The sequence below is a fragment of the Kitasatospora brasiliensis genome, assembly GCF_032654805.1.
Lineage (GTDB): Bacteria > Actinomycetota > Actinomycetes > Streptomycetales > Streptomycetaceae > Kitasatospora > Kitasatospora brasiliensis.
Genome location: NZ_JAUOOW010000006.1, coordinates 177,483 through 202,265, shown reverse-complemented (window position 1 = coordinate 202,265; position 24,783 = coordinate 177,483). Strand labels below are relative to the sequence as shown.

26 protein-coding genes are annotated in these 24,783 nt (G+C 71.9%); 17 read left to right on the top strand and 9 right to left on the bottom strand.

Going from position 1 to position 24,783, the window contains the following annotated elements; genetic code table 11:
* Window positions 1–73: 73 nt before the first annotated feature.
* Window positions 74–265 (top strand): hypothetical protein, encoded by a 192-nt coding sequence (locus QWJ13_RS23715; protein ID WP_316526923.1) that lies wholly within the window; start codon window positions 74–76, stop codon window positions 263–265.
* 41 nt (window positions 266–306) lie between these two features.
* On the opposite strand, the gene QWJ13_RS23710 is transcribed toward QWJ13_RS23715, so the two are convergent.
* Together QWJ13_RS23710 and QWJ13_RS23705 are read right to left on the bottom strand one after the other, a co-directional pair.
* Entirely contained in the window at window positions 307–1,047 is a 741-nt protein-coding gene (locus QWJ13_RS23710; protein WP_316526922.1) for a phosphatase PAP2 family protein, read from the bottom strand.
* Window positions 1,048–1,231: 184 nt separating this feature from the next.
* Complete coding sequence (locus tag QWJ13_RS23705; RefSeq protein WP_316526921.1) at window positions 1,232–2,401, bottom strand: C40 family peptidase; 1,170 nt, start codon at window positions 2,399–2,401, stop codon at window positions 1,232–1,234.
* 248 nt (window positions 2,402–2,649) lie between these two features.
* Here QWJ13_RS23705 and QWJ13_RS23700 point away from each other — a divergent pair, with 248 nt between their 5' ends.
* From QWJ13_RS23700 to QWJ13_RS23675, 6 genes are all read left to right on the top strand, one after another.
* A complete protein-coding gene (locus QWJ13_RS23700) occupies window positions 2,650–3,000 on the top strand; it encodes a DUF8827 family protein (protein WP_316526920.1) in 351 nt (116 codons plus the stop codon).
* A gap of 231 nt (window positions 3,001–3,231) precedes the next feature.
* Entirely contained in the window at window positions 3,232–4,065 is an 834-nt protein-coding gene (locus QWJ13_RS23695; RefSeq protein ID WP_316526918.1) for a DUF8175 domain-containg protein, read from the top strand.
* A gap of 34 nt (window positions 4,066–4,099) precedes the next feature.
* Window positions 4,100–5,338, top strand: a complete 1,239-nt coding sequence (locus QWJ13_RS23690; RefSeq protein WP_316526917.1) for a hypothetical protein — start codon at window positions 4,100–4,102, stop codon at window positions 5,336–5,338.
* 7 nt (window positions 5,339–5,345) lie between these two features.
* Window positions 5,346–6,935 (top strand): SCO6880 family protein, encoded by a 1,590-nt coding sequence (locus tag QWJ13_RS23685; RefSeq protein WP_316526916.1) that lies wholly within the window; start codon window positions 5,346–5,348, stop codon window positions 6,933–6,935.
* Between the two features lie 61 nt (window positions 6,936–6,996).
* Window positions 6,997–8,346 (top strand): ATP-binding protein, encoded by a 1,350-nt coding sequence (locus QWJ13_RS23680; RefSeq protein ID WP_316526915.1) that lies wholly within the window; start codon window positions 6,997–6,999, stop codon window positions 8,344–8,346.
* A gap of 239 nt (window positions 8,347–8,585) precedes the next feature.
* Window positions 8,586–10,379 (top strand): bifunctional metallophosphatase/5'-nucleotidase, encoded by a 1,794-nt coding sequence (locus QWJ13_RS23675; RefSeq protein ID WP_316526914.1) that lies wholly within the window; start codon window positions 8,586–8,588, stop codon window positions 10,377–10,379.
* A 65-nt stretch (window positions 10,380–10,444) separates the two neighbouring features.
* On the opposite strand, the gene QWJ13_RS23670 is transcribed toward QWJ13_RS23675, so the two are convergent.
* From QWJ13_RS23670 to QWJ13_RS23650, 5 genes are all read right to left on the bottom strand, one after another.
* Window positions 10,445–11,938 (bottom strand): HAMP domain-containing sensor histidine kinase, encoded by a 1,494-nt coding sequence (locus tag QWJ13_RS23670; RefSeq protein WP_316526913.1) that lies wholly within the window; start codon window positions 11,936–11,938, stop codon window positions 10,445–10,447.
* Window positions 11,935–12,705 carry a response regulator transcription factor gene (locus QWJ13_RS23665; protein ID WP_316526911.1) on the bottom strand — a complete coding sequence of 257 codons (771 nt, stop codon included), beginning with the start codon at window positions 12,703–12,705 and terminating at the stop codon, window positions 11,935–11,937. Before QWJ13_RS23665 ends, QWJ13_RS23670 begins: the two co-directional genes overlap by 4 nt.
* A gap of 79 nt (window positions 12,706–12,784) precedes the next feature.
* Window positions 12,785–13,993, bottom strand: coding sequence for a S1C family serine protease (locus tag QWJ13_RS23660; RefSeq protein WP_316526910.1), 1,209 nt, complete (start codon window positions 13,991–13,993; stop codon window positions 12,785–12,787).
* 115 nt (window positions 13,994–14,108) lie between these two features.
* On the bottom strand, window positions 14,109–15,167 hold the full coding sequence (locus QWJ13_RS23655; RefSeq protein WP_316526909.1) for a LacI family DNA-binding transcriptional regulator: 1,059 nt from the start codon (window positions 15,165–15,167) through the stop codon (window positions 14,109–14,111).
* A 128-nt stretch (window positions 15,168–15,295) separates the two neighbouring features.
* On the bottom strand, window positions 15,296–16,027 hold the full coding sequence (locus tag QWJ13_RS23650; protein ID WP_316526908.1) for a response regulator transcription factor: 732 nt from the start codon (window positions 16,025–16,027) through the stop codon (window positions 15,296–15,298).
* A 719-nt stretch (window positions 16,028–16,746) separates the two neighbouring features.
* Here QWJ13_RS23650 and QWJ13_RS23645 point away from each other — a divergent pair.
* The 7 genes from QWJ13_RS23645 to QWJ13_RS23620 all read left to right on the top strand — a co-directional run bounded on the left by QWJ13_RS23645 (window position 16,747) and on the right by QWJ13_RS23620 (window position 21,348).
* The gene (locus tag QWJ13_RS23645) at window positions 16,747–17,040 is read left to right on the top strand and encodes a MoaD/ThiS family protein (RefSeq protein WP_316526907.1); all 294 of its coding nucleotides are present in this window, start codon (window positions 16,747–16,749) and stop codon (window positions 17,038–17,040) included.
* A 5-nt stretch (window positions 17,041–17,045) separates the two neighbouring features.
* Complete coding sequence (locus QWJ13_RS23640; protein ID WP_316526905.1) at window positions 17,046–18,419, top strand: hypothetical protein; 1,374 nt, start codon at window positions 17,046–17,048, stop codon at window positions 18,417–18,419.
* Window positions 18,420–18,571: 152 nt separating this feature from the next.
* Window positions 18,572–19,306 (top strand): LmeA family phospholipid-binding protein, encoded by a 735-nt coding sequence (locus tag QWJ13_RS23635; protein ID WP_316526904.1) that lies wholly within the window; start codon window positions 18,572–18,574, stop codon window positions 19,304–19,306.
* A 236-nt stretch (window positions 19,307–19,542) separates the two neighbouring features.
* Window positions 19,543–19,623 carry an Ms5788A family Cys-rich leader peptide gene (locus tag QWJ13_RS34390; RefSeq protein ID WP_350517234.1) on the top strand — a complete coding sequence of 27 codons (81 nt, stop codon included), beginning with the start codon at window positions 19,543–19,545 and terminating at the stop codon, window positions 19,621–19,623.
* Window positions 19,624–19,855: 232 nt separating this feature from the next.
* Entirely contained in the window at window positions 19,856–20,692 is an 837-nt protein-coding gene (locus QWJ13_RS23630; protein ID WP_316526903.1) for a sulfurtransferase, read from the top strand.
* A gap of 33 nt (window positions 20,693–20,725) precedes the next feature.
* Window positions 20,726–21,016, top strand: coding sequence for a DUF1416 domain-containing protein (locus QWJ13_RS23625; RefSeq protein ID WP_030288989.1), 291 nt, complete (start codon window positions 20,726–20,728; stop codon window positions 21,014–21,016).
* Between the two features lie 59 nt (window positions 21,017–21,075).
* Window positions 21,076–21,348, top strand: a complete 273-nt coding sequence (locus QWJ13_RS23620; RefSeq protein ID WP_316526901.1) for a DUF3099 domain-containing protein — start codon at window positions 21,076–21,078, stop codon at window positions 21,346–21,348.
* A gap of 3 nt (window positions 21,349–21,351) precedes the next feature.
* Here QWJ13_RS23620 and QWJ13_RS23615 read toward each other — a convergent pair whose 3' ends face one another.
* Window positions 21,352–21,714, bottom strand: coding sequence for a DsrE family protein (locus QWJ13_RS23615; RefSeq protein ID WP_316526900.1), 363 nt, complete (start codon window positions 21,712–21,714; stop codon window positions 21,352–21,354).
* Window positions 21,715–22,062: 348 nt separating this feature from the next.
* Here QWJ13_RS23615 and QWJ13_RS23610 point away from each other — a divergent pair, with 348 nt between their 5' ends.
* The 3 genes from QWJ13_RS23610 (at window position 22,063) to ygfZ (ending at window position 24,236) form a co-directional block, all read left to right on the top strand.
* Window positions 22,063–22,647 (top strand): heme-binding beta-barrel domain-containing protein, encoded by a 585-nt coding sequence (locus QWJ13_RS23610; protein WP_316526899.1) that lies wholly within the window; start codon window positions 22,063–22,065, stop codon window positions 22,645–22,647.
* A gap of 124 nt (window positions 22,648–22,771) precedes the next feature.
* Window positions 22,772–23,254 (top strand): Fur family transcriptional regulator, encoded by a 483-nt coding sequence (locus QWJ13_RS23605; protein WP_316526898.1) that lies wholly within the window; start codon window positions 22,772–22,774, stop codon window positions 23,252–23,254.
* A 19-nt stretch (window positions 23,255–23,273) separates the two neighbouring features.
* Window positions 23,274–24,236, top strand: coding sequence for a CAF17-like 4Fe-4S cluster assembly/insertion protein YgfZ (ygfZ, locus tag QWJ13_RS23600; RefSeq protein WP_316527378.1), 963 nt, complete (start codon window positions 23,274–23,276; stop codon window positions 24,234–24,236).
* 18 nt (window positions 24,237–24,254) lie between these two features.
* On the opposite strand, the gene dtd is transcribed toward ygfZ, so the two are convergent.
* The gene (gene dtd / locus QWJ13_RS23595; protein WP_316526897.1) at window positions 24,255–24,695 is read right to left on the bottom strand and encodes a D-aminoacyl-tRNA deacylase; all 441 of its coding nucleotides are present in this window, start codon (window positions 24,693–24,695) and stop codon (window positions 24,255–24,257) included.
* Between the last annotated feature and the right edge of the window lie 88 nt (window positions 24,696–24,783).

Sequence of the window (24,783 nt, the reverse complement as noted above, 5' to 3'; positions counted from 1 at the left end):
GCGCGACGGGTTACGGGTGCCGGTGTTCCGGGTGCGTCGCGCGAGGGCCGCCGGGCGCGTTACGGTGAACCACGTGCACAGTGAGCTGCCGGCCGCGCCCGGCACCACCCGGATGCCCGAACACCACCTCGTGGTCAGCGAACGCGGCTCCTTCGCCTTCGCGACCTGTAGCTGCGGCTGGTACTCCCCGGCCCGCCGCTCGCGCGACCTGGCCCGCCGTGAGGGGGCCGAGCACCTCGCCGAGAGCGGTGCCGAGCCGGACTGATCCCGTCGGGTCCCGTCAGGTCCCCTCGGTCCCGGCCTGCCTCAGGCCGCGAGGTCGGACTCCGGCGGCTGCTCCCCGGCCCGTACCGCCCCGCGCCGACGGCCGCGCGCACCGGCCCCGGCCCTGGCACCTGTCCCGGCTCCGGCGCGGGCCGCGCCGTCCTGCCCGGAAGCCCGGATCAGCGGGGCGACGGCCGTCCGGCTCAGCGCGTGGCAGAACGGCACCAGCACCGCCATCGCGATCGGTGCCAGCAGCAGCACCACGGCGACGGCGAGCGCGAAGCCGCCGATCACGTCGGTCGGGTAATGGACGCCCATGAACATCCGGCAGAAGCCCTGGAGCAGGGCCAGCCCACCGGCGATCCAGCCGAGCCTGCGGTTCACCAGGAACAGCGCCACCGCGACGCCCATGGTCATGGTCGAGTGATCGCTGACGAAGGAGTGGGTGTCGGCCTTGCCGTCCACCAGCACCAGCAGCCCGGGGTGGTCGACGAAGGGGCGCGGACGGTTCACGATCGCGGCGATCGGCAGGTTGGCCAGCTCGGCGACGGCCACCGAGAGCGGCACCCAGAGCAGCCCGGCCATCGCCACCGGCGCGTCCGGCCGGCGTCTGGCCTGGAGCCAGGCCACCAGGCCGAGCATCGCCAAACCGATCAGGATGCCGTACTCACCCACCCAGGAGACCAGGTGGTCCAGCCACTGCGGGGAGCGCTTGGCCAGGCCGTTGACGGCGTAGAGCAGCTCAAGGTCGGGGTTGGTCGTGTCGGCAAGCGGCGTCGACACGCCGCACCTCCTTCTGGTCCGCTGCACCTGATCGTCGTGGCCGGGGCCCGCCCGGTGCGGGGAGCTGACGATGGGCCACCGGAGGAAACGTCATTTCCGGGGCACAGCGTTCCACGGAAACGCGCGGTTATCGAAACTTGACTCAGCGTCCACAGCGCGCACACAGGTCACGGCCGCACCGGGCCTACCGCCCCGCGCCGGCGGGGCTCGGCCCGGCCGGCGCGGGCGGGGCCGCCTGGGCGGCCCGGGCGGGTGTGGCGGGCGTCGCGGCCTGTGTGGGGGCCTGTGTGGAGGGAACGGTCGCCGTCGAGCCCGGGCGGGTCGGGGCGTTCACCGCACCCTCGTTGTTGCGGGTCGGCAGCGCCTGGGCGCCGTCCGTGGTGACCCGGGTCGCGCCGATGTACTCCCGGCTGTCGATCTTGTCGTAGCGGATCACCGCCCCGGTGTGCGGCGCGTTGATCATGTACCCGCCGCCGACGTAGATCCCGACGTGGTGGATGCTCCGCGGATCGCTCAGGTCCGTCGCCCAGAACACCAGGTCCCCCGGCCGCAGCTGATCGCGAGACGGGTGCGGCCCGGCGTACCACTGGTCGTTGGCCACCCGGGGCAGCTGGATGCCCACGCTCTCGAACGCGGCCTGGGTCAGCCCCGAGCAGTCGAACCGCCCGTTCTGCGAGGGCAGGCCCTCACCGCCCCACAGGTACGGGGTGCCGAGCTTGGTCTGGGCGAAGTAGATCGCGGCCGACGACTGCGGGGACACCTCCAACGGCGCGCTCGGCGCCGCCGGTGCGGTGAAGCTGCGGGCCATCGCCTGGATGTTCCGCACGTAGCCCTGGGTCTCCCGGTACGGCGGGATGCCCCCGTTCCTGGTCACCGCGTACGGCCCGGCGTTGTAGGCGGCCAACACGTTGGCCTGCGGATCGCCCGGGACGTTCGCGACGTCCTTGGCGAGCGCGCAGTCGTAGACCGCCGCCGAGGCGATCGCGTCGTACGGGTTCCAGACGTCCTTGCGCCCGTCCCCGTCCGCGTCCGTCCCGTACGTCGCCCAGGTGCCCGGCATGAACTGCGCCATGCCCTCGGCCCCGACCCCGGACCTGGCCCTGGGGTCGAACCCGCTCTCCTGGTACAGCTGCGCCGCGAGCATCGGAGGGGAGATCGCCGCACAGAGCGAGCCCCACTTCTGGATCGCCTCCTGATAGGCCGCGGGGACCGTCCCGGGAGAGAGGGCGGAACGATTCGCCGACTGCTGCGGCGTCCCACTTGCCGCATAAGTCCCCATCGTCACCAGCCCGATGAACCCGAACGCGACAACTCCCGCAGCGGCGGCGGCCGTCCCGGCCTTCCGGAGTACCATCAGCACCATCCCGACGAATCGTCAGTCGAAGTGTCCCGGAAGGCGTTGCTCACCGCAATCATCAGAGATACGAACAGTGAGCGCTATCCTTCGTACGGTGTACATCCTCGCGCACATGCCCGGCGCCTCACGACCAATCTGCGAGAAGTAGCCAAGTCGACATCAGATCTGGCCAAGAATAGGTACCGACCCTTCGCGCGGGACGGGTCCGGGCCCTTGAATTTGCCTGATCGGGCGGTGAGATGGAAATGAAGCTGAGCAGCGTGCACACCTATGCGGTCGGCCACCTGGCCGAGGACCCCCCCAAGAAGCCGAACATCGACACCATCATCGGCGGGATCGCCCCGGACTGGGGGCCGTTCGCGACCCTCGGGTCGGAGGCCCGGGTGATGGTCGAGGTGATCATGGCCGTCGCCATCCTCGTCTGCCTCGGCATCGCGGTCTGGGGTGCGGCCAAGCAGCGGATCGGCGCGACCGCGATGCGCGACAGCTTCGGCGCCGAACAGGGCAAGGGGCTGATCGTCGCCGGGTTGACCGGCGTGTTCATCATCGGATCACTCGGCACTCTGTTCACCATTGTCTACGGCATGGCGATCTGACGATCTGACAGCTCGTTCGGCCTGTCTGTCCGGTTTGTCCTTCGGTCGGGCTTTGGGCCTTCGGTCGCCGGTTTTCGGCCTTGAGGCCGGCCCGAGGTCGGATCCCCGTCCGGACCCCACTCCGGCGGCCGCCCCGCCAGGAATCCACCCCCGTCCCCACCCCCCGTCCGCGCCCGCCACGGGCGGAGGGCCCCCGGAGCCGCCCCGGCTCCCCGCACCAGGAGGGCCGCCGTGCCGTTGTCCGACGACCAGCCGCACACCCGTACGCGGCTGCCGGTCGGTGAACAGCCCTTCCCCCAGCCGACCTACCGTCAGTCCCGCCCACTGCGCGCCCTGCTGACCGTCCTGGTGGTCGTCACCCTGCTCGTGGTGGCCATCGCCATCGCCAACCGCGTCACACCCGGCACCGGATCCGGTGCCGGCAACGACGGCGGAGGCGCCTCCGTCGACCGGGCCGCCCCCAGCGCGGCCTCCGGCGCCGGCCCCGCCCCCAGCGGCGACCAGCCCGTCGGCACCACCGTCAACGGCATCGCGTCCGGCTTCCCACACACCGACCAGGGCGCCCAGTCCGCCGCCACCAACTACGCGGTGGCGATCGGCTCCGCGGACATGTTCCGCACCGACAGTCGCCACGGCATCGTCGCCACCATCGCCGACCCGGGCGCACTGGCGGGCCTCCAGAGCCGGCTGGACCAGGGCTTCGGCGGCGACACCGCCACCCGCTACGGCCTCGACGCCCAGGGCCGCGCCCCCAAGGGCCTCACCTTCGTCAGCCGCACCGTCCCGGTCGGCACCAAGACGGCGGGCTACAACGACGGCGACGCCAAGATCGAGGTGTGGTGCACCGGCCTCACCGGCCTCGCCGGCGAGCGCTCCGTCCAACCGGTGACCACCAACTGGTTCACCCTCACGCTCTCGCTGCACTGGACGGGCGGCGACTGGAAGCTCACCGACTTCACCAGCAGGCAGGGCCCAGCGCCGATGCCGGGAGACCAGCAGGCAGCCACCGCCGACGAGATCACCGGCGCCGTCCAGCAATTCGGGGGGTACCGCTTTGCGCGTTGACCAGACCTCACGCCGTTCCGGCACACGCCGCCGTGTGGGCACCGTCGTCGGCGTGCTGACCGCCTTGCAGGTGGCGGCGCTGTCGGCGGCTCAGACGGTGTTCGCCGAACCGTCGCCGACAGCCACTCCGACCTGCCAGAAAGTCGATCTTCCGATTCCTGGCAGTGATGCGGGCTGTGCTCCTGGGGGCGCAGTCGTCATCCCCGGGAGTGGCACCGTGGGCACCGTGACCGATCCGCTCGGGTCGTTGGCCAAGAGTTGTGCGCAGGCCGCGGCGTGGGTGGTGCGGAAGTTGTCGGGGGCGATCGACGGGACGACGCAGGTGGACTTCACCAATGCGTCGTTCTTGCAGCAGTACGCCGTGGTGTTCGCCGTGTCGACGGTGATCACGTTGGTGCTGTGGCTGCTGGCGGTGGCGAAGCGGGCGGTGCGGGGGGCGCCGTTGACGACGGCGTTCTCGGAGGCGATCGGCTTCCTGTGGCTGACGGTGGTGGCGTCGGCGTTCACGCCGTTGATCCTGTTCACCGTGGTGAGCGTGACGGACGGGCTGACCAAGGCGATAGCGGTCGGGACGAAGACGGACACCGGGTCGTACCTGGGTGGGTTCGCCGACACGTTGGAGAAGGGGGATGTGGGCGGCGGTCCGCTGATCCTGGTGATCGTGTCGCTGGTCGCGGTGCTGGCGGCGGCGGTGCTCTGGATCGAGCTGTTGATCCGGGCGGCGATGCTGTACGTCGGGGCGTTGCTGGGTACGGCGGTGTACGCGGGGCTGGTGGACCGGCAGCTGTGGAAGCACGTGCGGCGCTGGGCGGGGGTGATGCTGGCGGTGGACCTGGCGAAGCCGATCATCGTGGTCATCTTGGGTCTGGCGGGTGCGGTGGCGACCGGGGCCGGGGCCGATGACGACTTCGCCCGGGTGTTGTCCGGGTTGGCGATCCTGTTCCTGTCGATCTTCGCGAGCGCCGCGGTCTACCGCTTCGTGCCGGGCTTCGGCGACGAGATGCTGAACCTGCGGGGGGCCCGGGCCAACGCCGTGCAGGCGGGTTCGGCGATGATCAACGGGACCGCGAACCTGATGAAGCAGGGCATCAGCACCCATGGCGACCGCGGTCCGCAGGGGGCCGGCGGGGGTGGCGGTGGTGGTGCCGGCGGCGGTTCGGTCGCGCCGGGCATCGCCGCGCACGCGGGCCGGACGCCGGCCCCGCCGCAGCAGGCCGGGCCGCCGTCGGCTTCGGTTCCGATCCGTGACAGCAATCCAGCGAAGGGAGGGTGACGGGTAAGTGAGCAGTGAACCGCTCGGCCAGTACGGTGCCCAGTACGCCCAGCCGTACGTGCACCAGCGCCGCACCTACCTGATCGGCAAGGCCCGCCCGAACGCGCCGATCGGCCGGAACCGGGAGTCCGGCGAGATCATGCTGATCATCTTCGGGGCCTTCCTCGGCATGCTCTGGGGCCTGATGATGCCGATCCTGCCGTTGCGGATCGGCGGGCTGGTCGGTCTGCCGGCGCTCGCCATCGCGGCGGTGTACGTGCCGTACCGCAAGCGGACGTTCTACAAGTGGGTGGAGATCAGCCGCACCTACCGTCGGACGGTTCGCAGCGGGCGGGCGGTGTGGCGTTCGGACGTGATGGACGCCGGCACCCGGTTGGACGGTCGGGAGGTGGAGGTCGGTCCGCCGCCCGGGGTGGGGCGGCTGCGCTGGCTGACGGCGCCGTTCGGGCCGGACGAGGTCGGGGTGCTGATGCACCTGGAGCGGCGGACGGTGACGGCCGCGATCGAGATCGAGGGCCCGGGCGTCGGGCTGCGCGACTCGGAGGACCAGGAGGCGCTGGTCGACCGCTTCGGGACGCTGCTGAAGCACGTGGCCAACGGCGATGGTTTCGTGACCCGGCTCCAGATCCTGGCGCGGACGCTGCCGGCGGACCCGGACGCGCACGCCAAGGACGTGGAGCGGCGCGGCGACCCGGCTTCGCCGCGCTGGTTGCAGGATTCGTACGACCAGCTCCAGTCGATGGTGTCGACCTCCTCGGAGCAGCACCGGGCGTATCTGGTGGCCTGCATGCACTACACCCGTGACCTGGCCGCCGAGGCGCACGCGATGGGTCGCAGTGTCGACGGGCAGCGGGTCGGTGGCCGGCGGGCGCGGGACGACGAGGGGCTGGCGGCCGTGATGGCGCGCGAGCTGACCGACATCTGCGCCCGGCTGGCCGAGGCGGACATCCGGGTGCGCCAGCCGCTGGGCCAGGCCCGGCTCTCTTCGCTGCTGCACTCGATGTACGACCCGGATCACCCGATCGACCACATCCAGGCGATGTCCCGGCGCAACGCCTGGCCGGCCGAGTTGGACGCGACCAACCCGCAGTACCTGCAGGCGAAGACCCGGGAGTCGGCGACCCGGGAGCCGTGGTGCCACGCCACCGCGTGGATCAAGGAGTGGCCGCTCACCCCGGTGGGCGTGAACTTCCTGGCGCCGCTGCTGGTGCACACCCCGGACGTGATCCGGACGGTCGCGGTGACGATGGACCTGGAGCCCACCGACGTCGCGATCGAGCGGATGCTGACCGAGAAGACCAACGACGAGGCCGAGGCCAGCCGTGCGGCCAAGATGAACCGTACGGTCGACCCGCGCGACCTGGCCCACACCGGCCGGGTGGACCAGCGCGGTGACGACCTGGCCTCCGGTGCGGCCGGGGTGAACCTGGTCGGCTACATCACGGTCTCCTCGCGCAACCCCGACGCGCTGGCCCGCGACAAGCGGACCATCCGGGCCTCGGCCGGCAAGAGCTACCTCAAGCTGGAGTGGTGCGACCGCGAGCACCACCGGGCCTTCGTCAACACCCTCCCGTTCGCCACCGGCATCCGCCGCTGAGCGACCGGCACGTCCGCCCGTCCGCACGTCCGTCCACCGCTGACCCGTCAGGAGGCCGCACATGGCCCTCGGCAACCTCTCCGAGGCGTTCACCAGCCTGATGTTCGGCAAGGTGGAGACCACCCGCCTGCCGGTGCGCACGTCCACCGGCCAGGCGCAGGCCGTCTACCTGCCCACCGCCGCTCCGGGGCTGGGCGACTCCGGCGTGATCATCGGCCGCGAGGTGTACAGCGGCAAGGGGTACGTCTACGACCCCTTCCAGCTGTACGGGCAGCAGCTGCCGGCCCCGCACTGGCTGGTGCTCGGGGAGTCCGGCAACGGCAAGTCGGCGCTGGAGAAGACGTACGTGCTGCGGCAGTTGAGGTTCCGCGACCGCCAGGTCGTGGTGCTGGACGCGCAGGGCGAGGACGGTGTGGGCGAGTGGAACCTGATCGCCAACGCGCTGGGCATAAAGTCGATCCGGCTGGACCCGATGGCGGCTCGGGACGGCGGGGTGAAGCTCAACCCGCTGGATCCGGCGATCACCCAGACCGGCCAGCTGTCGCTGCTGCGCACCATCGTCGAGGTGGCGATGGGGCGTGGGCTGGAGGAGCGGGCGGGCTTCGCGCTGAAGGCGGCGCACGCCCATGTGGTGGCCTCGGTGAAGGATCGCCAGCCGGTGCTGGACGACATCATCGACACTCTGCGCAACCCCGAGCTGTCCTCGGTGGAGTCGCTGGGCGTGGCGGTGGACGAGGTGCAGTCCTGGGGCCTGGACGTGGCGCTGGTGCTGGACCGGCTGGTCGACGGTGACCTGCGCGGGATGTTCGACGGGTCGACCACCGAGGGCATCGACCTGGACGCGCCGCTGATCGTCTTCGACCTCTCGCACATCGACCGCAACTCGATCGCGATGCCGATCCTGATGGCGATCGTCGGGGTGTGGCTGGAGCACACCTGGATCCGGCCGGACCGGAAGAAGCGCATCTTCCTGGTCGAGGAGGCCTGGCACATCATCAACAGTCCGTTCGTGGCCCAACTGTTCCAGCGGCTGCTGAAGTTCGGCCGCCGGCTCGGCCTGTCCTTCGTCGCGGTGGTGCACCACCTGTCCGACGTGGTGGACGGCGCGGCCGCCAAGGAGGCCTCGGCGATCCTGAAGATGGCCTCCACCCGGACGATCTACATGCAGAAGGCCGAGGAGGCGCGGGCCACCGGCCGGGTGCTGGGCCTGCCGCGCTGGGCGGTGGAGATCATTCCCACACTTTCGCCGGGCATCGCGGTCTGGGATGTCAACGGCAACGTCCAGGTGGTGAAGCACATCATCACCGAGGCGGAGCGCCCGCTGGTCTACACCGACCGCGCGATGACCGAGGACGCGGTGGCCGAACGGGTGCGCGCGGAGCGGCAGTTGGCCGCCGAGCCGGGGGTCTGACGGGGCGCCCGCACCGGCTCCCCGGCGGCTCCGTACGGGCTTCGCACCGGCTTCGCCGGGGGCCGGCGCCGGCTTCGCACCCCGGCGGACGGCGGCGGTTCGTCAGGAGGTAATCCTCTTGTTACGTCCGACGTCCTGACGGCTACGCGCGTTGACCATAGGCTTCGCAGTCGCAACACATGCCCGTACGCCGATGCTGTCCGCAGCCGGTGCTCCTCCGAGGTGCAGGGGAACCCTTCATGCTCACCGTCAGATCCCGACGGACGGCGCTCGCCGTCGTCGCCGCCGCAGGTCTGTTCGGCACGGTGGTCGTGCCGACGGCCGCTCAGGCCGCCGACGCCAAGGCCCACAAGACCGTCGACCTCCAGCTGCTGGCGATCAACGACTTCCACGGCAACCTGGAGCCCCCGGCCGGCTCGTCCGGCACGATCAAGGAGATCGACCCGGCCACCGGCAAGGAGGTCGCCACCCCGGCCGGCGGCATCGAGTACCTGGCCACCGAGCTGCGCAAGGCGCGCATCCCGGCCGACGACTCGATCACCGTCGCGGCCGGCGACATCATCGGCGCCAGCCCCCTCACCTCGGCGCTCTTCCACGACGAGCCGACCATCGAGGCGATGGACAAGCTCGGCCTGGACGTCACCTCCGTGGGCAACCACGAGTTCGACGAGGGCGCGCAGGAGCTGCGCCGGATGCAGGACGGCGGCTGCCACCCGACCGACGGCTGCTACGAGCCCGGCCGCAAGTTCAAGGGCGCCAACTTCAACTACCTGTCGGCGAACGTCACCGACGAGAAGACCGGCAAGCCGCTGCTGGCGCCGTACTGGATCACCAAGTCCCAGGGCGTGAAGATCGGCTTCATCGGCGTCACCCTGGAGGGCACGCCGAACATCGTGACCGCCGAGGGCGTCAAGGGCCTGAAGTTCGCCAACGAGGTCACCACGATCAACAAGTACGCCGCCGAGCTCAAGGCCAAGGGCGTCAACTCGATCGTCGCGCTGATCCACGAGGGTGGCTACCCGGCCAGCAGCGTCTACAACTACGACTGCGGCGCGGCCGGCCAGGGCGTCTCCGGCCCGATCGTCGACATGGCGAAGAAGATCGACCCGGCGGTCGGCGCCATCGTCACCGGCCACACCCACAACGCGTACGCGTGCAGCATCCCGGACCCGAACGGCGTGCCGCGCTCGGTGACCAGTGCCGCCTCCTTCGGTCGGCTGTTCACCGAGATCGACATGAAGCTGGACAAGACCACCGGCGAGATCGTGCGCCCCTCGGTCAAGGCCGAGAATCACGTCGTGCGCCGCACGGTCGAGAAGGCGCCCGACATGACGGCGCTGGTGGACCACTACTCCAAGCTGGCCGCCCCGATCGCCAACCGTCCGGTCGGCTACATCGCCGCGGACGTCAACGGCCGTGGCAGCGGCGACCCGGAGAAGCCGCTCGGTGACCTGATCGCCGACTCGCAGCTCGCCGGGCTGGCCCCGGCCGACAAGGGCGGCGCGCAGGTCGCCTTCATGAACCCCGGCGGCATCCGCTCCGACCTGGTCTACAAGGCCTCCGGCGCCGAGGGCGACGGTGTGGTGACCTACGGCGAGGCGTTCACCGTCCAGCCGTTCACCAACATGATGCAGGTCAAGACGCTGACCGGCGCCCAGCTGATCCAGGTGCTCCAGCAGCAGGTCAGCGGCTCCAACGACGCGGCGCCGAAGATCCTCCAGATCTCGTCGAACCTGCACTACACCCTGGACATGCGCAAGACCGGCGCGGACCGGGTGGTCCTGGACTCGGTCCGGCTGAACGGCGCTCCGGTCGACCCGGCCGCCACCTACCGGGTCGCGGCGAACGAGTTCCTGGCCGGCGGCGGCGACGGCTTCCCGGCCTTCGCGGCCGGCACCGACAAGCTGGTCGGCGCCTCGGACCTGGACGTCTTCGTGGCCTACCTGAGCGCCCACAGCTCGGCGGCCTCGCCGCTCCAGGCTCCGGCGCAGGACCGGATCAAGATCATCGGCCCGGGCAGCATCATCGACTGACCGTGAGCCGGCCCTGAGGAGGGCGGGTGGGGGCGCTGTCGGGGCGCTCCCCACCCGCCCTTCCGTCATTCCGGGGCGGGGCCGCCGGGCAGTCGGACGGTGGCCAGCGCGCCCGGACCGCCGTCGGCGGCCGGCCCGAGGGTGACCTCGCCGCCCGCCTCCCGGACGCTCTGCGCCACGATCGACAACCCGAGCCCGGAGCCCGGCAGTTGGCGGGAGGAGGGGGAGCGCCAGAACCGGTCGAAGACGTACTGGAGCTCGTCCGGCGGGATGCCGGGCCCGTGGTCGCGGACGGTCAACACGCCCTTCCGGAGCAGGACTTCGATGGTGCCGCCGGGCGGGCTGTACTTGACCGCGTTGTCCAGCAGGTTGATCACCGCCCGTTCCAGTCCGGCGGCGTCGCCGTGCACGTACCAGGGTTCGGTGCTCGTCTCGAAGACCAGCCCCGGGCCGCGCAGTTCGGCCCGTTCCACGGCCCGCCCGGCGATCTCGTGCAGGGCGACGACGGTCGGCGCCGGGCCGCTCTTCGGGGTGTCCGGGCGGGAGAGCTGGAGCAAGTCGCCGATCAGGACGGTCAGTTCCTGCATCTGCGCCTTCATGTTGCCGAGCAGCTTGGTCTTGGTCGCGGCGGGCAGCGGGCGGCCGGTGTCGTTGCTGCGGATCAGCAGGTCGACGTTGGTGCGCAGCGAGGTCAGCGGAGTGCGCAGCTCGTGGCCCGCGTCGGCGATCAACCGGGTCTGCCGCTCACGGGAGTTGGCGAGGGCGGTGCTCATCGAGTTGAACGAGGTGGACAGGCGGGCGATCTCGTCGTCCCCCTGGACCGGGATGGTGGTGCCGACCTCCTCGGTCCGGGCGATGTGCTCGACGGCTTCGGTGAGTTGGTCGACGGGCTTGAGGGCGGAGCGGGCGACCAGGCGGCCGGCCAGGGCGGCGAGCAGGATGCCGCCGGCGGAGACGGAGCCGAGGAGGATGGCGAGGCCCCGGAGGGAGTCCTCGATGGGCTGGGTGGAGGCGGCCACCATGACGACGACCGGCACCGTGTAATGGTCGTCCGAGGTCAGCCGGACCAGTGCGGGCTCCCCGTTGGTGTACCGGCCCTCGCGGATGACCGACTGGCCGGGATTGAGCGCGAAGGCGGCCGAGTCCTTCGGCACGGTCACGATCGCCTTGGTGGCGCCGGGAAGCAGACAGACCCCCCTCCCGAGCGCGAGGAACTGGGTGTCCCGTGCGGCGGCCACGCCGTTCTCCGGAAAGTTGCCGACGGGCTGGCGCTCCAGCGCGTGTTCCGGGGTGTCGAAGCAGGTGAGCTTCTTGCCCGGCGCGCCAGAGGGCGCGCTCGCGAGGTCCGCCCGCACCTGCCCGTACAGCTGCTTCTCGACGATGAACCAGCAGGCCAGCGCGGACAGCGCGATCGCCACCGCCACCGCCGCCGCGCTCAGGAAGGTGAGGCGGCTGCGCAGCGAGCGCGAGCGGAACCAGCGGACCAGGCGGCGGCTCCGCCCCGGCGTGCGGGGCGGAGCCAGTGGCGGGGCCAGCGGAGGGGGCGGAACGTTGTTCACGCGCCGGAACCGGCGGCCGGGCGCAGGGCGTAGCCGACGCCGCGTACGGTCTGGATCAGGCGGGGCATGCCGCCCTGCTCGGTCTTGCGGCGCAGGTACATCACGTACACGTCCAGGGAGTTGGAGGACGGCTCGAAGTCGAAGCCCCAGACCGCCTTGAGGATCTGCTCGCGGGTGAGGACCTGCCGGGGGTGGGCGAGGAACATCTCCAGCAGCATGAACTCGGTGCGGGTGAGCTCGATCGGCTTGCCGGCTCGGGTGACCTCGCGGGTGGCGGTGTTCATCCGCAGGTCGGCGAAGGCGAGCACCTCGCTCTCGTCCTCGGCGGCGGCGCGGGCGGCGGCCTCGGCGGCGAGGGCGTTGCGGCGCAGCAGGGCGCGGACGCGGGCGAGCAGCTCGTCGAGTTCGAAGGGCTTGGCGAGGTAGTCGTCGGCGCCGACGTCGAGGCCGGTGACCCGGTCGCCGACGGCGTCGCGGGCGGTGAGCATCAGCACCGGGACGGTGTCGCCGCGCGAGCGCATCCGGCGGACGGCGGTGAGGCCGTCCATCCGGGGCATCATGATGTCCAGCAGGACGAGGTCGGGCCGGTCGCGTTCGACGGATTCCAGGGCTTCGTAGCCGTCGGTGGCGGTGGCGACCTCGTAGCCCTCGAAGGCGAGGCTGCTCTCCAGGGCGTCCCGGAGGGCGGGTTCGTCGTCGACCACGAGGAGCCGGGCGCAGGGGTGGGCGGCCTCGGCGGTGGTGCGGTCGTCGGCGGACGGGGTCATGGGCGGGTGCCCTTTCTCGTCGGTGGAGGGCCAGCTGGAGTGCCTGCTGGGAGCAATTGTCCGTCCCAGCGCGTGTGTCTCACAGGTTTTGGCCGGCTTCGAGCTTCGGCAGGACCTGCTTGACGGCGTCGATCGGGATGGCGAAGCCGAGTCCGACGCTGCCGGCCTCGCCGCCGCCGGAGGAGCCGGAGCCGTTGGGCGCGTACATCGCCGAGTTGATGGCGATGACCTGGCCGTTGGCGTTGATCAGCGGGCCGCCGGAGTTGCCGGGGTTGAGCGCGGCGTCGGTCTGGAAGGCCTTGTAGGTGGTGCTGCTGCCGTTGCCGGACTGCGGGGCGGTGCCGCGCGTGCCGGGCAGGAAGGGGAGGCCGAAGCCGCCGTTGCCGCGGGTGGTGCCCTCGTCGAGCTGGACGGTGACGTCGCGGTTCTCGGCGCTGATGATGCCGGAGGTGACGGTGCCGGTGAGGCCGTCGGGGTTGCCGATGGCGACGACCGGGTCGCCGATCGCCACGGAGGCGGAGTCGCCGAGGACGGCGGGGGTGAGGTTCTTCGCGCCGGTCGCGGTGATCACGGCGACGTCGAGGGACTTGTCGGTGCCGGTGACGGTGGCCTGGGCGGTGGAGCCGTCCTTGAAGGTGACGGTGATCCGGCCGCCGTCGGCCGCGGTGGCGATCACGTGGTAGTTGGTGAGGATCTGTCCGTCGGTGTTCAGGACGACGCCGGTGCCGGTGGCGGTGCCGTTGGCGTTCTTGACGGTGATCTGGACGGTGCTGGGCGAGACCGTGGCGGCGATGGCGGGCACGTTGGCGCTGCCGTCGGAGCGGGCGGAGACCGGGCTGGCGATGGTGCCGACGCGGTTGTCGGGGCTCTGCCGGTCGGCGGCGATCAGCCCGCCGGTGACCCCGCCGAGGACGGCGGCGACGGCGGCGACGGCGGTGACCAGGGCGAGCCGGCCGCGCAGCAGTCCGCGCCGGGCCCGGCTGCCGTGGTGGCCGGGGCCTTCGGGGGAGCCCGGGGCGGGGGTCGTGGGCGGCTCGGGCGGGATCGGCGGGGGTGGCGGCGGTCCGTCGTAGCCGCCGTCGGAGTGGTCCTCGCGGTGGGTGTACCCGGACGGGGCGCCGTTCCCGACGCCGAGCACGGTGCCCTCGATCACCCGGGGTTCGTGGGCCTGGTGGGTGTCGTACCGCTCGTCGGTCCCGTACGCGCCGTGGGCCTGGTGGGCGCCGTACCGCTCGTGGGGCTCGTACGGGCCGTACTGCTCGCTGGGGTGATGCTGCTGTCCGCTCATGCGGAACAAGCTCCGCCCGGTGCATGAGGAGCGCATGAGAACGGGCTCAGAAGGGGGAGAGAAGCCCGTTGGGTTCTCATAAAGCCTGGTCAGGCCGCCTGCCGAGCGGACCCGGCTACTCCGGTACGGGCCGGCCGGGGGCCTCGCCGGGGCAGCCGCAGGAGCGGCGGATGACCAGCCGGGACGGGAAGGTGCGGACCCGCTCGGTGTCGGAGCCGGGCACCATCAGCGAGTCGTCCAGCACCAGGTCCACGGCGGCCCGGGCCATCGCGTCGCGGTCGGAGGCGACGGTGGTCAGCGGCGGGTCGGCGAGTGCGGCCTCCGGGATGTCGTCGAAGCCGGCCACCGCGAGGTCCTCCGGGACCCGCAGGCCGACCTCGCGGGCGGCCCGCAGCACGCCGATCGCCTGGTCGTCGGTGGAGCAGAAGACGGCGCGCGGCCGGTCCGGCGAGCGCAGCAGGTCGAGCGCGACGTCGTAGGCGCCGTAGCGGTGGAAGGGCGCGTCGATCAGGTGCGGCTCGGTGGGGATGCCGTGCGCGTCCATGGCGCGCTGCCAGCCTTCGACGTGGTCGATCACCGGGTCGCCGGGGGCGGGGGACTCGACCGGGCCGCCGAAGCAGGCGACGTACGGGTGTCCGTGCACCTCCAGCAGGTGGCGCACGATCGCCTCGGCGCCGGCCACGTCGTCGGTGACCACCGCGACGTCGTCTATCGCCTCGGGCCGGCGGTGCAGCAGCACCACCTTGGCGCCCTCCATCGCGGCGAACTCCTCGGCGGCGCGCTGCGAGGGGCCCTGGCTGACCAGGATCAGGCCGGAGACGCGCATCCCGAGGAAGGCGCGGACGTAGTGCACCTCGCGGTCGTCCACGTAGTCGGAGTTGCCGATCAGCACGAGCTTGCCGCGCTCGGAGGCGGCCCGTTCCACGGCGTGCGCCATCTCGGCGAAGAACGGCTGGCGGGCGTCCGGGACGACCATGCCGATCAGGTTGGTGCGGCGCGAGGCCATCGCCTGGGCGACGCTGTTCGGCCGGTAGCCGAGCTGCTCGATCGCCGCGAGGACCTTCTCCTTCGTCGCGGGCGCGACCGGGCGCGGTCCGTTGTTGATGACGTAGCTGACGACCGCGGTCGAGGTACCAGCCAGCCGGGCTACATCGTCGCGCGTCACTTTGGCCACGGGGGGAGTCTACGCGTGTGGTCTCCGGGGCGGCAGAGGGCCCTGGGGCCCGCTACGACGGGCCTGTGGGCGGCTGTGGGACGGAATCGGACAAGCCGGGCGGGGGGTGGTCCGCCCGGCTTCCGGTCTCATGCGTCCAGGGGGGTGGAGGGGCGCGCGGAGAGCTCCGGGCGCTCGCCCTTCTCGGGCTTCTCCGGGACGACGAAGCGGTAGCCGACGTTGCGCACGGTGCCGATCAGCTGCTCGTGCTCCACGCCGAGCTTGGCGCGCAGCCGTCGGACGTGCACGTCCACCGTCCGGGTGCCGCCGAAGTAGTCGTAGCCCCAGACCTCCTGGAGCAGCTGGGCCCGGGTGAAGACCCGGCCGGGGTGCTGGGCGAGGTACTTGAGCAGCTCGAACTCCTTGAAGGTGAGGTCGAGCGCCCGGCCCCTGAGCTTGGCGGAGTAGGTGGCCTCGTCGACCGAGAGCTCGCCGCTGCGGATCTCCATCGGGCTGTCGTCGGTGGCGACCTGGAGCCGGCCCAGGGCGAGCCGCAGCCGGGCCTCGACCTCGGCCGGGCCGGCCGTGTCCAGCAGGACGTCGTCGATGCCCCACTCGGCGGTGACGGCGGCCAGGCCGCCCTCGGTGACCACCAGGATCAGCGGGCAGCCGATGCCGGTGGAGCGCAGCAGCTGGCACAGGCTGCGGATCTGCGGCAGGTCGCGCCGGCCGTCGACCAGGATGACGTCCGCACTGGGCGTGTCCACCAGGGCGGCGCCCTCGGCGGGGGCCACCCGGACGTTGTGGAGCAGCAGGCCGAGGGCGGGCAGTACCTCGGCGGAGGGTTGCAGCGCGTTGGTGAGGAGGAGGAGAGAACTCATACCCGGTGGTCCCCTTTCCGGTTCGTCGCGGTCGCTTGACGGCTGCCGCCACAGCCGGATGGCGCAGGTGCTGAGGAAGGGGGGAGGAGGACGGTTGCCCACGGCGGGCCGGGGGAGCGGACGGCGTGCGGGGTGCGGCGGGTCCACCCGGGGTCGCCTGACCCCTGGCGCACCGTTGCTGCCCTGTTCATCACCGTAACCCTCCGGTCTGGTCCGGTGCCGGGTGGCGGCCCGGTGCCGGGTGGCGACGCCCCGGGCCGGCCGGGGCACGTCGTTGTGCCGCGTCGGGCGGGGGCGGTTCCTGCGGCGCGCCGGGGGTGGGCCGACGATTCGCAAGAACGTCCGTACTGGCGTCCTGGAAGCACAAAAGGACCCGGGGGCGACTCTGCCCGGATCCCTCGTTGGTGGTTGAGAATAGCCGACCGGGCCCCGGTGTCGGGAGTGCGCGAATCCGGCGGTTCGTACAAATCGGGCGTACGCCTGGTGAGGCTGGCCACAGCGTCGTGCGCCCTCCGGTGGCGTCCCGGTAGGAGGGCGGTGCACGCTCCGTGTCCGTCCGGCGAGGGCGATTGCCGTCCGTGGTGGCGGACACGCCATCATGGGAGGCGCATCGTCGGCGCTGTACCGGGTCCATCGTTCGGGTGGTCGGGCGGCCGCCGTGGTGGCGAGCCGGACCGGGTCACCGGGGCCGGGCGAGGACGACGAGAAGGGGTGGCCCGATGGGTGCGACCACCGAGCCCGCGAGCGGCGCCCGGGTGCGCGGGACGATCCGCTACTGGGCGGCGGCGAAGTCCGAGGCCGGGCTGGCCGAGGAGCCGTACGAGGCGGCGACCCTGGCGGAGGCGCTGGCGGCGGCCAGGGAGCGGCACGCCGACCGGCCGAAGCTCGTCGAGCTGCTCGGGTACTGCTCGTACCTGGTCGACGGGGCGCAGGTGGGCGGGCGGGACCATGCGGCCGTCGCCCTGACCGAGGGCGGGACGGTCGAGGTCCTCCCGCCGTTCGCGGGAGGCTGAGCGGCGTGACGAACATGAACAACCCGAACCACGGCGGTCATGGCGAGTGGCCGCAGGAGCGGCCGCACTTCCCGCCGCAGCAGCCGGGGTACCAGCCGCCGTACGGCTACCCGGTGGACGACGCGGCGGCGACCACGGTGCTGCCGCCGGTGCCGACCTTCGACGACCCGGCCGCGACCACCGTGCTGCCGCCGGTGCCGGCGGCGGGCGACGCCGAGGCGACGGCGCTGCTGCCGCCCGTGCCGCCGCTGGACGACGCCGCGGCCACCGCGCTGCTGCCGCCGGTGCCGGCGTCCGGTCCGATGCCGGCCGCGTCACAGCGGCCCCAGCGTCACCAGCAGCCTCAGCGTCACCAGCAGCCTCAGCACCAGCCGCAGCCGATGCGGCCCCAGCACCAGCACCAGCAGCCGCAGCAGCAGCCGCACCAGCAGCCGCAGCAGCAGTGGTCGCAGCAGCCGGTGCAGCCCCAGCCGGATCCGACGATCCAGCTCCAGCAGCCGCCGCGGCCCCGGGCCCGGCACGCCGCCCCGGCCGCCGCCCCGGCGCCGCGGCCCGCTCCCGCACAGCAGCCGGCCCAGGGCTTCGATCCGCCGACCATGACGCTGAAGCGCCCGGCCGTCCCCGGCCCGCCGGCTGCCCCCGCTCCCGTCGCGCCGCCCGCGGGCCCGCGCCGGACCGGCTCGCCGATCATCGACCCGGGCCTCCAGCCGGCCCTGATCACGGCCGGCGCGGCCGCGTTGCTGGCCGGTGGCGCCGCCCTCGGCCAGGTCGCGCTGGCCCTGGTGGTCGCGTTGCTCCAGCTGCTGACGGCGGCCGGCTGGTTCCGGCTGAACGGCATGTGGCCGGCCCGGCAGGGCATCCTGCTCGCCGCGCTGGCCGGGCTCACCGCGGACGCGGCGGTGCTGCTGGCGGACTCCGACGGCGGCGTGGCGGCCGTGGTGGGCACCCTGGGCGGGTTCTTCCTGCTGGTGCTGGTGCTCCAGACGTTCCGTCCGTCGGACCCGAAGGAGCGGTTCTACGCGCTGACCGTGCTCGGCTCGGCGACCGTGGTGACGGCGCTGTGCACCACGCTGCTGCTGGCCGGCTGGGTGCCGGCCGGGGTGGGCGCGGTGGCGCTGGCCACCCTGCTGGCCGCGGCGCCGCTGCCCGGTCCGAAGCAGCTGGGGCCGGTGCTGGGCCTGGTCGCGGCGGTGGCGCTGGGCCTGGCGGTCGGGGCGCCGGTGGCGCTCGGCGCGCTGGCCGGGCTGGGTGCGCTGGTCGGCCGCCGGGTCGCCGCGTACGACTTCCCGTCCCGCTTCGTGCACATGACGGCGGGCGTGGCGCTGCCGCTGGCGGTGGCCGCGCCGCTGATCTGGCTCGCCACCGGCCTGCCGGCCTGATCCGGCGCCCGGCGCGGATTCCCGCCCCGGAACCATGGTCCGGGGCGGGACGTCGTACGGTCGTGCGAGAGCGGGCGCGTCCGGCGTCCGCCACGGAACGACACGCAACGACTCGCAACGACACAGGACGACCGGAGACGACGGGGGACACGATGCGCGGATGGCTGAAGGCCACGATCGGCCTGGCGGTGCTCTCCGGCCTGCTGCTGGGCGCCGACCGGATCGCGGTCGGCGTGGCCGAGGACGAGGCCGCCGACCGGATCGTGAAGAGCGGCCGGATGAGCCAGCGCCCGGACGTCTCGATCGAGGGCTTCCCGTTCCTCACCCAGGTGCTGTCGATGAAGCTGGACGACGTCCGGATCTCCTCCGACGGCCTGACCGTCGGCGACGGCAGCCACCAGGTGGCGCTGCACTCGTTCAAGGCCAGGCTCTCCGGGGTCAAGGTCAGCGACAGCATGAACAGCGCCACGGTGGCCGGCGGCACCGGCAGCGGGGTGATCTCCTACCCGGACCTCGCCCAGCTGCTGCCGCCCGCCTCCCAGCTGCTGCACGGGGTCAAGCTGCCGGTGGGCGGCAACTCCCGGCTGACCCTGGGCTACGCCGGGCCGGGCAAGATCAAGGCCTCGCTGGGGCCGATCGCGATCGGCGAGGGCAGCGTGCACAACAAGGGGAACACCGTCACGGTGGACGGCTTCCAGCTGAGCTCGCTGGCGGGGATGGTGGCGGGCTTCTCCAACCAGCAGATCGAGCCGATGAGCTTCACCCTGGACTCGCTGCCGGCCGGGCTGAAGCTGGCCGACCAGGAGGGCGGCAGCGGCGGGGTGACACCGCTGCCGGAAGGCCTCCAGCTGACCTTCGACGGCAAGGACGTCAAGCTGCTGGGCTGAGCCACCGCACGGCGGCCCGTCCGCCGAAACGTTCCGCTCCGCGAGACGCGCTGTCCAGCGCGGACCGCGGAGCGGTGTCGTTTCGGCCCCGTACGGGCCCGCGGAGGGCCTGCCGAGGGCCCGTGGCCGGGCCCCGACGGGCCAAGCCCAGGCCAAATCCCATCATCCGATCGTTTCGATCCCACTATTCGATACGCTGATGACAGCGGGCCTTCGGTGTCCCTAGCATCGTCGGCATGAAGCGACAGACGGACCTCACGAAGCGGCGGGCGGTAGACCTGTGCCGCGTGGCCGCCTGTCTGTGTCGAATGCGCTGACTCGGCATCCCGGCAGGGCAGTTGACGCCCGCCGCCGATCTTCCCGGCGACCGCGCCCGGCTCTGTGAGCGGGTTTTCGCCGATGTACCCCGCAGTTCCCGGCCCGGTCGCCGGTCCACCCCTCGTCCCGGTATTCGGACAGGATTTCGGACCGCACCCTTTCCGGGCACCTCTTCAGCACTCTCCTGAGCAGCACCTTCCGCACAACCGCCCTCGGATGGAGAACACCACCATGAGCCGCAGCGACGTCCTGGTCGACGCCGACTGGGTCCAGGCCCACCTGGACGACCCGAAGGTCGTCATCGTCGAGGTCGACGAGGACACCTCCGCGTACGAGAAGAACCACATCCGCAACGCCGTGCGCATCGACTGGAAGCAGGACCTCCAGGACCCGGTCCGCCGCGACTTCATCGACCAGGCCGGCTTCGAGGCGCTGCTCAGCGCCAAGGGCATCGCCAACGACGACACCGTCGTCCTGTACGGCGGCAACAACAACTGGTTCGCCTCCTACGCCTACTGGTACTTCAAGCTGTACGGCCACGGCGACGTCCGCCTGCTGGACGGCGGCCGCAAGAAGTGGGAGCTGGACTCCCGCGACCTGGTCGTCGAGGTGCCGGCCCGCCCCGCCACCGCGTACACGGCGCAGGCCGTCGACTCCTCGATCCGCGCCTTCCGCGACGACGTGATCGCCGCCATCGGCACCCTGAACCTGGTCGACGTCCGCTCGCCCGACGAGTTCTCCGGCAAGCTGCTCGCCCCGGCCCACCTCCCGCAGGAGCAGTCGCAGCGCCCCGGCCACGTGCCGAGCGCCCGCAACATCCCGTGGGCCAAGAACGCCAACGACGACGGCACCTTCAAGAGCGACGACGAGCTCAAGGCGCTGTACGAGGCCGAGGGCATCGACCTGGCGAAGGACACCATCGCCTACTGCCGCATCGGCGAGCGCTCCGCGCTGACCTGGTTCGTGCTGCACGAGCTGCTCGGCCAGGAGAACGTCAAGAACTACGACGGTTCGTGGACCGAGTACGGCAGCCTGGTCGGCGTGCCGATCGAGCTCGGCAGCAACTGAGCCCCGGCTCGACCGTAAGAAGGGAAAACAGACATGTGCGGTGCGAAGGCCGGCGGCCCGGACCTGGCAGGAGTTGACGTGGCGAACGAGACGATCATCCAGGGTTCGGTGACCCGCGACGGTGAGCCGGTCAACGGCTACGTCCGACTGCTGGACGAGAACAACGAGTTCACGGCCGAGGTGCCCACCTCGGCGACCGGCCAGTTCCGGTTCTTCGCCCGCCCGGGCAAGTGGACCCTGCGCGCGCTGGTGCCGGGCCAGACCGTGGACCGTCAGGTGGTGGCCTCCCAGGGCACCGCCGTCGAGGTCGCGATCGCGGTCTGAGCCTGAGTGATCGATGAGGGCCCCTGCCGCGCAGGGGCCCTCGGCCGTACCGTGGAGGGGTGCAGGGAAGGCGGCGGCGTCGCTACTACTTCGCCATGATGGGCGTGTGCCTGGGCCTGTTCGTCACGGCCTGGGGCGTGGTGCGGTTCTTCTCGGTCGGCGCGGCGATCGGCATGTGCGTGGTCGCGATGGTGATCCCGCCCGCCGCCGCGGTGTTCGCCAACAAGCGGGACCCGGACGACGACTGGTGGGACGACCCGCGCTGGGACGACCCGAAGTGGGACGAGCCCGGCCACGACCGGGACCGCCCCGACCACGAGGAACACCCGTAGGCGTCAGTACACGAGCGCCTGGGCGTTGTCCGCCATGATCTCGCTGACGAAGACCTGGGCGCCCGCGATCCGGACGCCCTCGACGGTGTCCTTCTGCTCGATCCCGCGCCGGACCGCGCACTGGGTGCACAGCGTCACCGAGCCGGCCGCCAGGATCGACTCCAGCAGGTCCGGCAGCGGAGCCGCGTGCGGCAGGTCGAACTCCGCCGCCCGGCCCGGCAGCGCGAACCAGGACGACTCCCCGGTCAGCCACAGCGAGACCTCGATCCCGCTGGCGACGGCCACCGCCGCCACCGTGAACGCCTGCGAGCACCGCTCCGGCGCGTCCGCTCCTGCGGTGACCTTGATGACCAGTTTCTTCGACATGGCGCCACCATAGAGCGCCCGCCGCCCCGCCCGTCCGGCATCCCCGGAAGCCTTGGACAAAGCTTGGGCAGCCGCGGCGGGACGGCGCGAAAGGCGACGTGGTGGGGCTCACCGCGACCGCCCGGAGGCCGCCGGATAGAGTGAGCGGAGCAAAATCCACCACACTGTCGCCGCCTGGGAGCCCCCCGTGTCCGGTCTGGAAATCTTCTTCGACGGTCTGCTGGCCCTCATGGCCGTGCTGATCACCTGGTTCGCCATCTTCTCGGTGATGAAGCTGTACCAGGGCCAGCGCTGAGCCTGCCGTACGGTTGAGGCAGTCCCACACCGACGACGACAGCGACCAGGAACATGATCGAGATCCCCTCTGACCTCCACAAGGACGTCGTGCCGCTCGCCTTCCTCCTCGGCACCTGGGAAGGCGCGGGCGTCTACGACTTCCCGGGCACGGAGAAGTGCAACTTCGGCCAGGAGATCGTGATCCGGCACGACGGCCGCCCCTTCCTGGAGTTCCGCTCCCGCACCTGGGTGCTGGACAACGAGGGCGAGAAGGTCCGTCCGCTGGAGAACGAGCACGCGTTCTGGCGCATCACCAGCAACCACGACGGCACCAGCGGCGTCCGCGGGATCGAGATCTCCTCCGTCCGCGACGACGGCACGGTCGAGATCTGGTACGGCGAGCTCGCCGACGGCAAGCCGCAGGTCGACGTCTCGACCGACGCGGTGGCCCGGATCGAGGGCTCGCCGGAGTACTCCGGCGGCAAGCGGCTGTACGGCTTCGTCAACGGCGAGCTGCTCTGGGTCGGCGAGAAGGCCGCCCCGAACGTGCCGCTGCGCCCGTACATGTCCGCGCAGCTGAAGAAGGTGCTCAGCCCGGCCCAGCTGATCAAGGACATCAACGACCTGCCGGACGACGGCATCGCCTTCTTCAAGTAAACGGTCTTCGAGGAATCGGCGAACGACCGGTACCGGTGACCGGTCGGGCGGCCGGCACTTTCCGTGCACGAGGTAGGGACCGGCCATAGGGCCGGTCCCTACACTTGCATCAGGACCCCCGACCTTGGCAGGGACAGCAATCGTGGCGGACACCGGCACCACCGACTGGCAGCTCTCCGGCGACTGGAAGGCCGACCTGCGCGAGCGCGGCTACCGGCTCACCCCGCAGCGGCAGCTCGTGCTGGAGGCCGTCGACGAACTCGACCACGCGACCCCCGACGACATCCTCTGCCACGTCCGCCGGACGGCCAGCGGTGTCAACATCTCCACCGTCTACCGGACCCTGGAGCTGCTGGAGGAGCTCGGCCTGGTCTCGCACGCCCACCTCGGCCACGGCGCCCCGACCTACCACCTGGCCGGCCGCCACCACCACCTGCACCTGGTCTGCCGGGACTGCGAGAAGGTCACCGAGACCGGCACCGAGATCGCCCAGCCGCTGATCGACAGCCTGCGCGAGCGGCACGGCTTCGACACCGACCTCAAGCACTTCGCCATCTTCGGCCGCTGCGCCGACTGCACCGCCAAGCTCGCCGGGGAGCGGCCGTAAGCTGGCCGGTATGACCGGTGTGAAGAGCCCGCTGCTTTCCCTGCCCGGAGCCGTCCCCGCCGAGGGGGCCGACGAGGGTGTCGCCGCCCACTACGGCGACATCTTCCGCGAGCAACGCAACCTGTCCCAGGGCGTCGGCTTCGTCGACCTCTCGCACCGCGGCGTGGTCACCGTCACCGGATCGGACCGGCTCTCCTGGCTGCACCTGCTGCTCACCCAGCACGTCAGCGAGCTGCCGCCGCAGCAGGCCGCCGAGGCGCTGGTGCTCTCCCCGAACGGGCACGTCGAGCACGCCCTCTACCTGGTGGACGACGGCACCACCACCTGGGCGCACGTCGAGCCGGGCACCCAGGAGGCGCTGGTGGCCTACCTGGAGAGCATGAAGTTCTTCTACCGGGTGGAGGTCGCCGACGCGACCGCCGAGTACGCCGTGGTGCACCTGCCGGCCGGCTCCACCGGCTCCGTCGAGGGCGTCGCCGCCGTCCGCGAACTCCCGTACGGGCGCGACCTGTTCGTGCCGCGCGGCGAGCTGGAGCGGCTCACCGCCGGGTATGGTCCGGCGGCCGGGGTCTGGGCGTACGAGGCGCTGCGGATCGAGGGCCACCGGCCCCGGCTGGGCTTCGAGACCGACCACCGGACCATCCCGCACGAGGTGGACTGGCTGCGCACCGCCGTCCATCTCCAGAAGGGCTGCTACCGCGGCCAGGAGACCGTCGCCCGGGTGCACAACCTGGGCCGCCCGCCGCGCCGGCTGGTCTTCCTGCACCTGGACGGCACCGAGGAGACGCTGCCCCCGCACGGCACCGAGGTGCGGCTGGCCGCCGACCCGGACGGGCGGGCGCTGGGCTTCGTGACCTCCTCGGCCCGGCACCACGAGCTGGGGCCGATCGCGCTGGCCATCGTCAAGCGCAACGTCCCGGTGGACGCGGTGCTGCTGGCCGGGACGGTGCCGGGCACCCAGGACGTGATCGTCCCGCAGTGACCCGTGCGGTAGCGGGGATCAGACCTCGACGAGGACGGTGAACGGGCCGTCGTTCACCAGCGCCACCCGCATGTCGGCGCCGAACCGGCCCGTCTCCACCTTGGCGCCCAGCGCCCGCAGCCGGGCCACCACCTCGTCCACCAGCGGCTCGGCGACCGGGCCGGGGGCGGCGGCGTTCCAGGTGGGACGGCGGCCCTTGCGGGCGTCTCCGTAGAGGGTGAACTGGCTGATCACCAGCAGCGGCGCGCCGAGGTCCGAGCAGGACTGCTCGACGCCCTCGTCGTTCGCCGGCAGCAGCCGCAGGGTCCAGAGCTTGCGGGCCAGTTGGGCGGCCTTGGCGGGGGTGTCGTCATGGGTGACGCCGACCAGGACGCAGAGTCCGGGCCCCTCGATCGCGCCGACGGTCTCACCGGCCACGGTCACCCGGGCCTCGGTCACTCGCTGCACCACTGCTCGCATGCCGCCCATTGTGCCGGAGCGCCGTACGGCCCCCGGAGGGCCCTCGGAGGACTCCCCGGCGGCCCTTCACGGCGCACACCAGGGGCGC

Coding starts and splice junctions, on each gene's coding strand:
- QWJ13_RS23675 (WP_316526914.1), top strand. CDS start 8,586: ATGCTCACCGTCAGATCCCGACGGACGGCGCTCGCCGTCGTCGCCGCC.
- QWJ13_RS34390 (WP_350517234.1), top strand. CDS start 19,543: ATGAAGCGACAGACGGACCTCACGAAGCGGCGGGCGGTAGACCTGTGC.
- QWJ13_RS23680 (WP_316526915.1), top strand. CDS start 6,997: ATGGCCCTCGGCAACCTCTCCGAGGCGTTCACCAGCCTGATGTTCGGC.
- QWJ13_RS23630 (WP_316526903.1), top strand. CDS start 19,856: ATGAGCCGCAGCGACGTCCTGGTCGACGCCGACTGGGTCCAGGCCCAC.
- QWJ13_RS23650 (WP_316526908.1), bottom strand. CDS start 16,027: ATGAGTTCTCTCCTCCTCCTCACCAACGCGCTGCAACCCTCCGCCGAG.
- QWJ13_RS23665 (WP_316526911.1), bottom strand. CDS start 12,705: ATGACCCCGTCCGCCGACGACCGCACCACCGCCGAGGCCGCCCACCCC.
- QWJ13_RS23705 (WP_316526921.1), bottom strand. CDS start 2,401: ATGGTACTCCGGAAGGCCGGGACGGCCGCCGCCGCTGCGGGAGTTGTC.
- QWJ13_RS23635 (WP_316526904.1), top strand. CDS start 18,572: ATGCGCGGATGGCTGAAGGCCACGATCGGCCTGGCGGTGCTCTCCGGC.
- QWJ13_RS23625 (WP_030288989.1), top strand. CDS start 20,726: ATGTGCGGTGCGAAGGCCGGCGGCCCGGACCTGGCAGGAGTTGACGTG.
- QWJ13_RS23615 (WP_316526900.1), bottom strand. CDS start 21,714: ATGTCGAAGAAACTGGTCATCAAGGTCACCGCAGGAGCGGACGCGCCG.
- QWJ13_RS23645 (WP_316526907.1), top strand. CDS start 16,747: ATGGGTGCGACCACCGAGCCCGCGAGCGGCGCCCGGGTGCGCGGGACG.
- dtd (WP_316526897.1), bottom strand. CDS start 24,695: ATGCGAGCAGTGGTGCAGCGAGTGACCGAGGCCCGGGTGACCGTGGCC.
- QWJ13_RS23700 (WP_316526920.1), top strand. CDS start 2,650: ATGAAGCTGAGCAGCGTGCACACCTATGCGGTCGGCCACCTGGCCGAG.
- QWJ13_RS23610 (WP_316526899.1), top strand. CDS start 22,063: ATGATCGAGATCCCCTCTGACCTCCACAAGGACGTCGTGCCGCTCGCC.
- QWJ13_RS23660 (WP_316526910.1), bottom strand. CDS start 13,993: ATGAGCGGACAGCAGCATCACCCCAGCGAGCAGTACGGCCCGTACGAG.